This is a genomic window from Streptomyces sp. NPDC024687 (assembly GCF_055559055.1).
In genome coordinates, this window is record NZ_JBVHLJ010000004.1 from 64750 (window position 1) to 76762 (window position 12013).

14 protein-coding genes are annotated in these 12013 nt (G+C 72.8%); 9 read left to right on the forward strand and 5 right to left on the reverse strand.

From position 1 onward, the window contains the following. Window positions 1-178 precede the first annotated feature (178 nt). Window positions 179-1975, forward strand: a complete 1797-nt coding sequence (locus ACZ39I_RS17000) for an RICIN domain-containing protein (protein ID WP_467245171.1) — start codon at window positions 179-181, stop codon at window positions 1973-1975. Between the two features lie 99 nt (window positions 1976-2074). Further along, window positions 2075-2725 carry a DedA family protein gene (locus tag ACZ39I_RS17005; RefSeq protein ID WP_467245686.1) on the forward strand — a complete coding sequence of 217 codons (651 nt, stop codon included), beginning with the start codon at window positions 2075-2077 and terminating at the stop codon, window positions 2723-2725. 2 nt (window positions 2726-2727) lie between these two features. Here ACZ39I_RS17005 and ACZ39I_RS17010 read toward each other — a convergent pair whose 3' ends face one another. Further along, the gene (locus tag ACZ39I_RS17010; protein WP_467245172.1) at window positions 2728-3261 is read right to left on the reverse strand and encodes a gamma carbonic anhydrase family protein; all 534 of its coding nucleotides are present in this window, start codon (window positions 3259-3261) and stop codon (window positions 2728-2730) included. Between the two features lie 106 nt (window positions 3262-3367). Here ACZ39I_RS17010 and ACZ39I_RS17015 point away from each other — a divergent pair, with 106 nt between their 5' ends. Continuing rightward, the gene (locus ACZ39I_RS17015) at window positions 3368-4156 is read left to right on the forward strand and encodes an acyltransferase (RefSeq protein ID WP_467245173.1); all 789 of its coding nucleotides are present in this window, start codon (window positions 3368-3370) and stop codon (window positions 4154-4156) included. 458 nt (window positions 4157-4614) lie between these two features. On the opposite strand, the gene ACZ39I_RS17020 is transcribed toward ACZ39I_RS17015, so the two are convergent. Beyond that, a complete protein-coding gene (locus ACZ39I_RS17020) occupies window positions 4615-5472 on the reverse strand; it encodes an EamA family transporter (protein WP_467245174.1) in 858 nt (285 codons plus the stop codon). Between the two features lie 93 nt (window positions 5473-5565). Here ACZ39I_RS17020 and ACZ39I_RS17025 point away from each other — a divergent pair, with 93 nt between their 5' ends. Further along, complete coding sequence (locus tag ACZ39I_RS17025) at window positions 5566-6138, forward strand: helix-turn-helix domain-containing protein (RefSeq protein ID WP_467245175.1); 573 nt, start codon at window positions 5566-5568, stop codon at window positions 6136-6138. 20 nt (window positions 6139-6158) lie between these two features. Then, window positions 6159-6716 (forward strand): YbaK/EbsC family protein, encoded by a 558-nt coding sequence (locus tag ACZ39I_RS17030; RefSeq protein WP_467245176.1) that lies wholly within the window; start codon window positions 6159-6161, stop codon window positions 6714-6716. Between the two features lie 40 nt (window positions 6717-6756). On the opposite strand, the gene ACZ39I_RS17035 is transcribed toward ACZ39I_RS17030, so the two are convergent. Next, window positions 6757-7797 (reverse strand): cation diffusion facilitator family transporter, encoded by a 1041-nt coding sequence (locus tag ACZ39I_RS17035; RefSeq protein WP_467245177.1) that lies wholly within the window; start codon window positions 7795-7797, stop codon window positions 6757-6759. Window positions 7798-7861: 64 nt separating this feature from the next. On the opposite strand from ACZ39I_RS17035, the gene ACZ39I_RS17040 reads away from it, so the two are divergent. After that, complete coding sequence (locus ACZ39I_RS17040) at window positions 7862-8221, forward strand: ArsR/SmtB family transcription factor (protein WP_352387062.1); 360 nt, start codon at window positions 7862-7864, stop codon at window positions 8219-8221. Window positions 8222-8225: 4 nt separating this feature from the next. Here ACZ39I_RS17040 and ACZ39I_RS17045 read toward each other — a convergent pair whose 3' ends face one another. Beyond that, on the reverse strand, window positions 8226-9434 hold the full coding sequence (locus ACZ39I_RS17045) for a 4-hydroxybenzoate 3-monooxygenase (RefSeq protein ID WP_467245178.1): 1209 nt from the start codon (window positions 9432-9434) through the stop codon (window positions 8226-8228). 58 nt (window positions 9435-9492) lie between these two features. Further along, entirely contained in the window at window positions 9493-9900 is a 408-nt protein-coding gene (locus tag ACZ39I_RS17050) for a CoA-binding protein (protein ID WP_467245179.1), read from the reverse strand. 178 nt (window positions 9901-10078) lie between these two features. Here ACZ39I_RS17050 and ACZ39I_RS17055 point away from each other — a divergent pair, with 178 nt between their 5' ends. From ACZ39I_RS17055 to ACZ39I_RS17065, 3 genes are read left to right on the forward strand one after another with little or no spacing between them, the layout of a single operon-like run. Further along, window positions 10079-10795: a hypothetical protein gene (locus ACZ39I_RS17055; protein WP_467245180.1), complete on the forward strand. Its 717-nt coding sequence runs from the start codon at window positions 10079-10081 to the stop codon at window positions 10793-10795. Continuing rightward, window positions 10792-11334 carry a SixA phosphatase family protein gene (locus ACZ39I_RS17060; protein WP_467245181.1) on the forward strand — a complete coding sequence of 181 codons (543 nt, stop codon included), beginning with the start codon at window positions 10792-10794 and terminating at the stop codon, window positions 11332-11334. The genes ACZ39I_RS17055 and ACZ39I_RS17060 overlap by 4 nt, the downstream gene beginning before the upstream one ends. Window positions 11335-11378: 44 nt before the next feature. Next, window positions 11379-12005 (forward strand): YigZ family protein, encoded by a 627-nt coding sequence (locus ACZ39I_RS17065; RefSeq protein WP_467245182.1) that lies wholly within the window; start codon window positions 11379-11381, stop codon window positions 12003-12005. The last annotated feature ends 8 nt before the right edge of the window (window positions 12006-12013 follow it).

The window sequence follows — 12013 nt, forward strand, 5'->3', positions numbered from 1 at the left end:
TATGCACCAATCAGGCGCCTGCTTTCCGAGGACCGCATATTCCATGCAGTCCTGCGGCTTGGAAGGAATTGGTCCCGTGCAATCCGCTTACCCCCCACGACCCCCTTACCCCCCACGCCCCGGATCGAGTCCGGCGGAGTCCGACCGCGATCTCCTGGCCCGGCTGGGAGGGAACAACGTGGACGGCCATGCCGTCGCGCTGCTGATGGCGCGACACTGGCAGGCGACCTACGAGTACTCGGTCATCTGCCTCGCCTCCTGGTCGGGTTCGGCCTCGATGGCGGCCGCGGCCGCTTTTCACCGCGTGCTCGACCGGGCGGGTGACGGTGCACTGCGGCCCCAACTTCTCGTCGCGGTGAGGGAGTTCGTCAAGGAGTGGGCCGCGGACGACGAAATATCCGCCGTGCTGCCGGAACTTCGCAAGACGATCGGTGGCCGTGGTCTCCGTGCGGCGAGGTCCGTCACCCCGGAAAGGCGATTGCTCGCCGAGCGCGCATTCCGGGCACTTCCCGGTGCTTCTCAATGCCTGTTGTGGCATGCCGAAGTCGAGGCCGAACCCATATCTGTACCGGCCGGTCTACTGGGTGTGGACGCGTCCCGGGCGGCGACCGCCCTCGAGCAGGCGCGCGAGCAATTCCGCACCGGGTGCGTCCGTGCCCACCGGGAACTGGCGCCCGCCAGTGAATGCCGTTTCTACAACCGTCTCCTGGATGTCCCGATTCGTCGGGGCGGGGGGCTTCTGCCCGATGTCCGCAAGCATCTGACGGAATGCCGGTACTGCCGTCACGCCGCCGAACAGCTCAGCCATTTCGAGGGTGGTCTCGAGGTGCTGCTCGCCGAGACGGTCCTCGGCTGGGGCGCCCACCGCTATCTCGACTCCCGGCCCGCCCGTGCCGCCGAGCGTCCGGTCGCCGCCTCGCCCGGCACGGCCCGTACGAAGCCCGGCGGGCGCCACCGCCCCGTCCCGGCAGGCCTGCGCGCCCAGCCGCGCAAGAGCGCCCGGGCCGTTCTCGTGGGCGCCGGTCTGACCTCCCTGGCCCTGCTCGCGACGGTGCTGGTCACCAAGGGCTGGTCCGACGACGGCGGTGTTCCCACGACCGGCGTCACCTGGGGCGCGGTGAGCGGCAACACCGTGCTGCCCAGCCCGTCGGAGGTCTCGCAGAGCGTCGGATCCCCGTCCACGGCCTCCATGAGCAACCCCGTCGCGGTGGGCCACGGCAGGCTTCGCAACGCCGACGCCGGCCTGTGCCTCGACACCCACGACGCGCGGATCGCGAACGGTACGAAGGCCGTGCTGGCCCAGTGCTCCTCCGCCGAATCCCAGCAGTGGACCTACCAGGAGGACGGACTGCTGCGCAGCGCGGCCGACCCCGGGCTCTGCCTCGACTCGGACGCCGAGAAGCGGTGGGTCGTGGTCGCCGACTGCCTGACCCGCACGGGAGAGCTCCGCTACGACCTCACCGTGCGCGGCGAACTGCTGCTGCGCCGTGGGAAGGGGCTCCTGGTCGCGCCCGGCAAGCCCGGCAAGGGGGAGGCCGTCGTGGTCGCCGAGCGGAGCGGCTCGAAGGGGCAGCGCTGGCTGCTGGAGTCCGCCGACGAGAGCGCGCCCGCCCAGCAGGGCACCGGGTCGCCCCAGGGCACCGAGTCGGTACGCCCCTCCGGGGGGCCCGGCGGGGATCCGGGCGCACCTTCTCTCGCCCCGGCCCCGCCTCCCGGTTCCGACGCCGACCGCGACGGGAGTCCCGGCCGGTCGCCGGACCCGCAAGGAACCCCGCGTGAGCAGTACGGGACACGGGTGGCCCAGGTCGACCACAGCGATGCCCAGCCGGCCCTTCCGCAGCTCCCGGCCGGGCCGGTCGAGCAGGCCGGATCGGTGGTGGGCGCGGTCGTGGACACCGCGACCTCGGTGACGGCACCCGGCGCATCGGCCCTTGGCGTACTCGTCGCCGGTGTGGGGCGGGGCGTCGGCCGCTGAGCCGGTGATCCGGACGCCGGTTCTCGTGAACCGGTAGGCTGCCCCGGCGTGCGTCGGCAGTTGGCGCGCGCCGGGAACGCGACTCAGGAGGAACCGGCGTTGCACGTCCAGGAATGGCTCGACACCGTGCCCCCGGCCGCCGTCTACGCCCTGGTGGCCCTGGTCATCGGCCTGGAGAGCCTGGGCATTCCGCTGCCGGGCGAGATCATCCTGGTCTCCGCCGCGCTGCTGTCCTCGCAGCACGCGGGGGTCAACCCCCTCGTGCTCGGCGCGTGCGCCAGCGCCGGGGCGGTGATCGGTGACTCCATCGGCTATGCGATCGGACGCAAGGGCGGCCGGCCGTTGCTCACCTGGCTGGGCGACAGGTTCCCGAGACACTTCAGCGAGGGCCATGTCGCCACGGCGGAGCGGTCCTTCGAGAAGTGGGGGATGTGGGCGGTGTTCTTCGGCCGCTTCGTCGCGCTGCTGAGGATCTTCGCCGGACCGCTCGCCGGTGTGCTGCGGATGCCCTACTGGAAGTTCCTGACCGCCAACGTGCTGGGCGGCATCGTCTGGGCGGGCGGTACGACGGCGGTCATCTACTACGTCGGGATCGTCGCCGAGTCCTGGCTGAAGAAGTTCTCCTGGCTCGGACTGGTGCTGGCCGTGCTGATCGGACTGACCTCGATGCTGGTGCTGAAGCGCAAGGCGAAGAAGGCGACGGCACAGATGCAGGCGGCCGAACCGGAGACCGTCCCGGCCGCCGACTGACCCTACGGCGCCTCGTGCACCTCGCTGTGGGCCTTGGACAGGTCCGCGTAGAGCGTTCCGTTCAGGGTGACCCCCTGACGCTCCTCCTCCGTCAGCTCCCGGCGCACCTTCGCCGGCACACCCGCCACCAGCGAACCGGGCGGGACCTGCATGCCCTGCGGTACCAGTGCCTGGGCCGCCACCAGGGAACCCGCCCCGATCACCGCACCGTTGAGCACCGTCGCGCCCATGCCGATCAGGCAGTCGTCCTCGACCGTCGCGCCGTGGACGACGGCGTTGTGCCCCACCGACACCCGCTCGCCGATCGTCACCGGGAACCCGGGGTCGGCGTGCAGGGTGCAGTTGTCCTGGATGTTGCTCCGGGCGCCGACTGAGATGCGTTCTACGTCGCCGCGGGCCACCGCGCCGTACCAGAGGCTCGCCCCCGCCTGGAGCGTCACGTCACCGATCACCGACGCGGTGGGCGCGACGAAGGCCTCCTCGTCGATCTTCGGTTCTCTTCCGCCGATGCCCGTGATCAACGCCTTGTGCGCCATTTCGCCTCCTGGTTCGTGATGTCCCCGAACCGTACGCCACCCGGTGGGGCGCAGATCACAAGCCGTCGGGCTCATGCGGGCGGTGTGTGCTCAGTACGGTGAGGTCGTGCCGAAGAGTAAGAACACGTTCTCATCCTGGCGGGGCCGTCTCGTTCAGCGTGCCGTCCACGCGGGCTGGGCCTGGGTGCAGCGCACGGGCTCCGTCACCGCCGAGCGCCCGGGGCGCTTCCGCTTCGGCGCGCTGGGGGCGCACACCCGGCTGGCGTTTCCGCTCGGCACGGTGTTCGGTGAGCCGTGGATCCACGTCGGTTCCCACTGCATCGTCGGCGAGCAGGTCACCCTGACCGCCGGCCTGATGCCCGACCTCGACCTGGGTCCCGAGCCGATCCTGCGCATCGGCGACGGGGTCGTGCTCGGGCGCGGCAGCCACGTCATCGCCGACACCACGGTCACCATCGGCAGCGACTGCTACTTCGGGCCGTACGTCTATGTCACGTCCACGAATCACTCCTACGACGATCCCCACGAGCCCATCGGCAAGCAGTGGCCGCGGATGGAGGCGGTGGAGATCGGGCCGGGGTGCTGGATCGGGACGGGCGCGGTGATCCTGCCGGGGGCGCGGATCGGACGGAACGTCGTGGTCGCCGCCGGGGCCGTGGTCCGGGGTGTGGTGCCGGACCACGCCGTGGTGGCGGGGGCGCCCGCCCGGGTCGTACGCCGATGGACCGCCGAGGACGGCTGGCAGCCACCGCTCAGGACCCCGGCCCCGGTACCGATACCCGAGGGAGCCACGGCGGAACAGCTCAACGCCCTGGCCGGCCTGGACGAGGAGACAGCGGCGAAGCTCGCCGAACTGACCGAGGACGGGGCGACGCGACTGGCGGGGCTGGACTGAGGGGGGACGCGCTCGGTCGGCTGTCGTGAGTAGGGGGCCAGGCTCGTGCCCGCCGTGGGGTCGGCGGGCAGGCGGGCGGCCGTGCCGGGGCGGTCTGTTGCGAGCAGCAGGGTCCAGGCCAGGGCCGCGCCCGTGCGCGCCGTAGGGCCATGGGGTGGGCGGGGCCGCTCGACGCGGTGCGCAGTCAGCCGGTTGCGAGGGGCGGAGTGGTGCCGGCCAGGGCCTGGCTCGCGGCCGCGTTGGGCCCGCAGTGGGGTCAACGCGCGGGCGGCCGATTGGGTGGACGTGGTGCCGGGGCGGTCGGTTGCGAAAGAGCGGGGTGCTGACCGGGGTCGGGCCCGCGCGCGGTTGGGGCATGGGTGGGCGGGGCGGTTCGACGTGGTGCGAATCGGGGCCGACCGTGGCCCGGCCCGCGGCCGTCGTCGGCCCCGCCGGGGGTCAGCAGACGCGGTGTCGGGTCAGCCCGTCGCGAGGAGCAGGGTGCCGATGAGGGCCAGGCCTGCGCCTGCCGCCTGGAGGGCGCGGAGGCGTTCGCTGAGGAAGCCGCGGGCGGCCAGGGCCGTGACCACCGGGTAGAGCGAGGCGAGGACGGCGGCCACGGTGACCGGGCCGTGCTGGGCGGCCACCGAGTACGTGCCGTTCGCCGCCACGTCCGCGAGGCCGACGAAGGCGAGCGCGGGGAGGGACGGCCAGGGGAAGCCGGTGGTCGGCAGGGCGGGGGTGCCCCGTCGCATCGAGACATACAGCGCGGCGCCCCCTGCCGCCACGCTGACCGCGCGCTGCACGAACAGGGCCAGGAACAGGCCGGTCACGGTCGTGGACGCCTCCGCGATCAGGGCGAACACCGTGCCGAAACCGAGCGCCGCGATCAGGGTGAGGACGATCGCCCGGCGTTGCACCGGAGCTCCGCGCAACTGTGGGCCGCCCGCCAGGACCACTCCGGTGACGGCCACCGCGATGCCCGCGGCCTGCACCGGCCCGGGACGCTCGCCGAGGAGGAGACCGAGCCCGACCGGGACCGCCACGCTCAGCGTGCCCAGCGGGGAGACGACCCCCATCGGGCCCAGCGCGAGCGCCTTGTAGAAGCAGATCAGGGCGACCGGTCCGGCCAGCCCCGCGGCGAACGCGAACCACAGCCGGGGACCTGCCTCGCTCCAGCCGCCCGTCGCCACCACGATCGCCCCGAGCACTCCCGCCGCGATCGCCTGCGAGACCACCACCACCGTGAGCGCCGGGAGCCGCCGGGTCAGCACCCCGCCGCCGAAGTCGGCCAGGCCCCACAACAGGCTGGTGGCCAGGGCGAAGAATGCTGTCACGGCTCGCCTCGCAGTACAGTTCGGTGAACGATCGGGTGCACCCCACCGTAGTTCATTCAGTTGCACTGTGTCATACAGAATATTGGACGTGATGTGTCGGACCTCGACCTGCTGACCCAGTCCCTGGCGCGCAACGTCAAGCGCTGGCGGACCGAGCGCGGCTTCACCTTGGACGCCCTCGCCGCCCGGGCCGGGGTCAGCCGGGGCATGCTGATCCAGATCGAGCAGGCCCGCACCAACCCCAGCCTCGGCACGGTCGTGAAGATCGGCGACGCCCTCGGCATCAGCATCACCACGCTCCTCGACTACGAGCAGGGCCCGAAGGTGCGGATCGTCCCGCCCGAGCAGGTGGTGCGGCTGTGGAGCACGGACGCGGGCAGCTGGAGCCGGCTGCTCGCGGGCGCGGACGCCCCCGGCCCGCTGGAGATGTGGCAGTGGCGGATGATGCCGGGCGAGAGCAGCAGGTCGGACCCGCACCCCGCCGGGACGGTCGAGATCCTGCATGTCACGGAGGGCGAGATGACCCTGACCGTCGACGGCGTCGAGCACCGGATCCCCGCCGGGGCGAGCGTCACCTTCGAGGCCAACGCCGAGCACGTGTACGCCAATCAGGGCGACGTGCCCGCGCAGTGGATGCTGGCGGTCTCGGTACCGGGCGTGTCCTGAGCGGCTGTTAGCGTGCCGTCATGGACGCACCCATCGGACACTTCGACCACGCCACCCCCGCCCCCGCCGCCCTCGACGAGCTGATCCGCCCGGTCGCCGACGCCGTACGCCACTGGAGCGGCAGCGTCCCCGCCGAGCAGCTCGTGTACGTCGACACCGACCCGCAGTGGGCGGACACCGCGGTCTTCGTGGAGCACTACGGCCGGGAACTCCTGGAGCAGTCGGCGAACTGTGTGGTGGTGGCCGGCAAGCGCGGCGGCGAGTCCACCCTCGCCGCGTGCGTGGTGCTGTCCACCACCCGGGTCGACGTCAATGGGGCCGTCCGCCGCCAACTCGGCGCCCGCAAGGCGTCGTTCGCCTCGATGGACACGGCGACGGGGGAGACGGGCATGGAGTACGGCGGCATCACCCCGGTCGGACTCCCCGCCGACTGGCCGCTGCTGATCGACTCGGCGGTGGTCGACCTGCCGTACGTCCTGGTCGGCAGCGGGCGTCGGCGCGGGAAGCTGCTCGTTCCGGGCAAGGCGTTCGCGGAGCTCCCGGGAGCCGTGGTGCTGGAGGGGCTCGGCGTCGCCTGACCAGGCTTGCGCCACCTGACCGGACGGCCGCCTCCCGACCTCAGGCCGGAGTGGCGTGGTGGGCGAGGGCGTGATGCGGGTCCGCCTCGCCCGGGGCCGGGTCCGGATCGGCGTGCACCAGGGCTGCCGTGAGGCGGGGCACCGCGTGCAGCAGGGCGTGCTCGGCCGCCACGGCGACCGCGTGCGACTGACGTACCGTCATCTCCCCGTCCACCACGACCGCCACCTCCGCGCGCAGCCGGTGCCCGATCCAGCGCAACCGCAACTCGCCCACCCCGCGCACCCCTTCGACCTCCCGCAGCGCGCCCTCGGCCCGGTCCACGAGATCCGGGTCGACGGCGTCGAGCACCCGCCGGAACACCTCGCGCGCCGCGTCCCGCAGGACCAGCGCGATCGCGGCCGTGATCGCCAATCCCACGATCGGGTCGGTGAGTTGCCAGCCGAGGGCCGAGCCGCCGGCCCCGACGAGCACGGCCAGTGAGGTGAACCCGTCGGTGCGGGCGTGCAGTCCGTCCGCCACCAGCGCCGCCGAGCCGATGTCCCGGCCCACCCGGATGCGGTAGCGGGCGACCCACTCGTTGCCCGCGAAGCCCACCAGCGCGGCCGCGGCGACCGCCGGGACGTGCGCCACGGGACGCGGATCGAGCAGCCGGTCGATCGCCACCCACCCCGCGAAGGCCGCGCTCGCGGCGATCGTCAGCACGATCACGATGCCCGCGAGATCCTCGGCTCGTCCGTAGCCGTACGTGAAACGGCGGGTGGCCGCACGCCGGCCCAGCACGAAGGCGATGCCCAGCGGTACGGCGGTCAGCGCGTCCGCCGCGTTGTGCACCGTGTCACCGAGCAGCGCGACGGACCCGGACACGGCGACGACGGCCGCCTGCGCCAGGGCCGTGACTCCCAGCACCGCCAGCGAGACCCACAGGGCGCGCATGCCGCGGGCGGAGGACTCCAGGGCGGAGTCGAGCTTGTCGGCGGTCTCGTGGGAGTGGGGGGTGAGGAGATGGGCGAGGCGGTGGCGGACACCGCGCCGGTGTTCATGGGCGTGGTGATGGTGATGCCCGTGGTCGTGGTCGCTCACGTGGTGCCCCTTCCGATGTGCGCCGGTGGTGGACGTACCGCGCCCACGGAGCCATTATGTGCGTATGAGCGCACGCATGCACCTATCAACTGCACACGATGCGCACCCGCGCACCCCCGGCGAGGAGCAGTTCGCGCTCGCCGCCGAGATCCTCGCCCTGCTCGGCGACCGCACCCGCCTCACCCTGCTGCACGCTCTGACCGGGGGAGAGGCCGATGTCACGACGCTCACGGAGGCGTGCGGGGCGGCCCGGCCCGCCGTCAGTCAGCACCTGGCGCGGCTCAGACTGGCCGGACTGGTGAACACGCGGAAGGAGGGGCGCCGGGTCATCTACACCCTGCGCGACGGCCATCTGCGCCGGCTCGTCGACGAGGCCCTGAACGTGGCGGACCACCGGCTCAGCGACCGGCCGGTGCACGACTGAGGGATCAGTACGCGGCCGCCGTACCGAGGTACTGCTCCGCGAAGGCGGCGGCCGCCACGGGTGAGGTGAACAGGCGGCGGAGGCGGGCGAAGGTGGTGCCCGCGCGGTACTCGTCGCCCGACGAGGCGCCGTGGAAGACCTCGGAGAGCCACTGGGAGAACTCCTGGTAGTCCCACACGCGCCGCAGGCAGGCCTCCGAGTAGCCGTCGAGACCGCTCCCGTCGCCCTTGCCGAGGTAGGCGACGAGCGCGTCGCCGAGCAGGAAGGCGTCGTGCAGGGCGAGGTTCATGCCCTTCGCCGCTATGGGCGCGGTGAGGTGGGCGGAGTCCCCCGCGAGGAAGAGGCGGCCGAACGTCATCGGCTCGACCACGTAGTTGTGCATGTCGAGGACGCGCTTCTCGATCAGCCGGCCCTCGGCCAGCGGCGGGGTGCCGTCCGCGCCCAGGCGCTGCTGGAGTTCGGCCCAGACGCGGTCGTGGGGCCAGTTCTCGGGGTCGTCGCCGGGCGGGCACTCCAGGTAGTAGCGGGTGACCTCGGGGCTGCGGGCCATGTGCCCGGCGAAACCGTTCGGGTGGATGCCGAACAGGACGCAGCCGGAGGACGGCGGCGCCTCGGCGAGCAGCGCCAGCCACCCGATGCCGTAGTCGTGGCGGGCGATGTTCGTGGTCCCGGGCAGGACCGTGCGGGTCACCCCGCGGGCCCCGTCGCAGCCGGCCACGAACTCGCACTCGACCAGGTGCCGTTCACCCGTGCCATCGGTGTACGACACGGACGGCCGGGGCGTCTCCAGGTCGTGCAGCCGGATGTCCTGCACACCGAAGCGGATCTCGCCGCCGCGTACGTCGGCGTACTCGCGGACCAGGTCCGTGACCAACAGGGGCTGCGGGTAGACGAAGTGGTGCTGTCCCGTCAGCTCGCCGTACGCGAAGCGGAAGCGCTCGCCGGCGAAGCGGAACTCGCACTCGGTGTGCAACCGGGCGCGCTCCAGCAGGGTGTCGGCGAGACCGCGCCGCTGCAGACCCCGTACGGCCCACTCCTCGAGGACGCCCGCGCGCGGCCGCTGCTCGATGAACGCGCGGGTCTCCACCTCCAGGACGAGGCAGTCCACGCCCGCGGCCCGCAGGATGTTGCCGATCGTCAGCCCGGCGGGCCCGGCACCGACTGTCACGACGGGAAAGCGTTGTGGCGCACCGGAGTCGGCGTGTGAGGTCACCCGGTCATTATGTCGGCGCCCCGGCGCTTGCCGGGATTTCGGTGATGCGGCGGAGGGCTCAGCCCAGGCGGGGGATCTCGATCGCCGGGCACCTGTCCATGACCATGTCGAGGCCGGCGGCGCGAGTGCGGTCGTAGGCCGCCTCGTCGATGACGTCCAGCTGGAACCACACGGCCTTCGCGCCCTTCGCCACGGCCTCGTCGGCCACCGCTCCGGCGAGGTCGGCGTTCACGAACACGTCGACCACGTCCACGTCGAAGGGGATGTCCGCGAGGGAGGCGTATCCCCGCTCACCGTGCACGGTCTCCGCCTTGGGGTGGACCGGCACGATCCGCTTTCCGTAGCGCTGGAGGACCGCGGCGACGCCGTAGGCCGCGCGCCGCTGGTTCGACGACAGGCCCACGACGGCCCAGGTGTCGCCGAGTTCGGTGAGGATCTTGCGGATCGTCGCTGGGTCGCCGTACACGTCGGATCTCCTGGAGAAGGGGGAACTGTGCCATGGGAGGCAACACAGGCCGCCGGCCGGGTCTTCCCGGTCGGGGCCCCTACTCCGCCGTCGGCGCCGGTGGGTCCGATTCCGTCACCGTGTCCGGAATACCGGCCAGTCACCTGCGCGCGGCCCTCCGCCCGCCTACGCTCACCCCGTGCTGCGCATCACAGACGCCCGAACCGGCCGGCCCGTAGACGCCGTCCCCGCCCGCAGGGGCCTGACCCGAGTCGAAGCCCATGTGCCGGGCCACGACGCCTCCGCCCTCCGCATCCTGCTCGTCGCCGATCTCCTCGTCCGGGCCCTGGAAATCGGCGGGACGCCCGTGTGGGCGCTGCTCACCGGCGACCGCGGACAGGCGGAGCTGCAGGCGGGCGCCGCCGCCCTGGGCATCCGGCCCTTCGAGGACCGCCGGGACGTCGGTCCCGGCTGGGGAGAGTCCCAGGCCGTCCATGTGGTGGGGGAGAGCGGTGCGGCTCCGGACGGGGTCCGGATCGCCGTCGCGCCCGTCGAGACGCCGGACGTCCCGCACGGCGCCGACCCCGCCGAGGTCCGCCTCGCCCTGCTCACCCCGCCCCGGAGCACGCCCGCACGGCTCGACGAGGCGGCCCTGTCCGAGGCCCGCGGCATCCTCCTGCGCTGGCGCCGGGCCGTCGCCGCCTGGGCCCGGCATCCCTCCCGGCCCGTCCCCGACGAGGTGCGCGGACGGCTCCGCACCGCCTGGGAGGACGACCTGGACGTACCCGAGGTGCTGCGCGTGCTGCGCTGGGTCGAGGAGTCGGAGCTGCCGGAGGGCGCCCGCTTCGAGACCTACGCCTACGCGGACCGGCTGCTCGGTCTCGAGCTCACCCGTGACCTGGGATCACCGGCATGACCGAGCGCACCGGAGCGGGCCCGCCACGCCGTCTGGTCGTGCTGAGACACGCCAAGTCCGCATGGCCCGAGGGTGTCGCCGACCATGAACGCCCCCTCGGGCCCCGCGGCCGCCGGGACGCGCCGGAGGCGGGCCGTGTCCTCGCCGCCTCCGGCCTGCTGCCCGACCTCGTCCTGTGCTCCACCGCCGTACGCGCCCGGCACACCTGGGAACTGGCATCCGCCCAGTGGGACACCCCACCGCCGGTACGGCTCGACCCCGAGTTGTACGGAGCCGACGTACCGGAGCTGCTGGCCGCCGTGCACGGGACGCCTCCCGAGGTCGCGACCCTGCTCCTCGTCGGACACAACCCCGGCCTGGAGGACCTGGTCCTCACCCTGGCCGGGGACGGCGTCGACGACGCGCTGGACGAGGTGCGGATGAAGTTCCCGACCTCGGCGATCGCGGTGCTGGCCTGGCACGGCACGTCCTGGCGGGCCCTGGAGCCGGGGACGGCACTGCTCACGTCCGTGCTGGTGCCGCGGGGCAAGCTGCGATGAGCCGGCCCGCCGGGACGCGTTCACCGACGGATTAGGCTGACCGGATGCAGGACGAGTACCGCACAGTGGCCCGCGCGGGCGTGCACGAGACCGAGGTCAACCGCTCGCGCTTCCTGTGCGCCCTCGCCCCGGCGGCCACCGAGCAGGAGGCCCAGGACTTCGTCGCCTCCGTCCGCAGGGCGCACGCCGACGCCTCCCACAACTGCTACGCGTACGTCATCGGCGCCGACGCCGCGATCCAGAAGGCGAGCGACGACGGCGAACCCGGCGGCACCGCGGGCGTCCCCATGCTCCAGATGCTGCTGCGCCGCGACATGCGGTACGTCGTCGCCGTCGTCACCCGCTACTACGGCGGCGTCAAGCTCGGCGCGGGCGGGCTGATCAGGGCCTACGGCGGTGCGGTCGGTGAGGCCCTGGACGCCGTGGGCACCCTCACCCGCCGCCGGTTCCGCCTCGCCACGGTGACCGTCGACCACCAGCGCGCGGGCAAGGTGCAGAACGACCTGCACTCGACCGGACGCGAGGTACGCGACGTGCGGTACGGCGAGGCGGTCACGATCGAGATCGGCCTGCCGGACGCGGACGTGGAGGCGTTCCGGGGATGGCTGGCGGACGTGACCGCGGGGGCGGCCGGGTTCACGCTCGGGGGAGAGGCGTACGGAGACGCCTAGTTGCACTT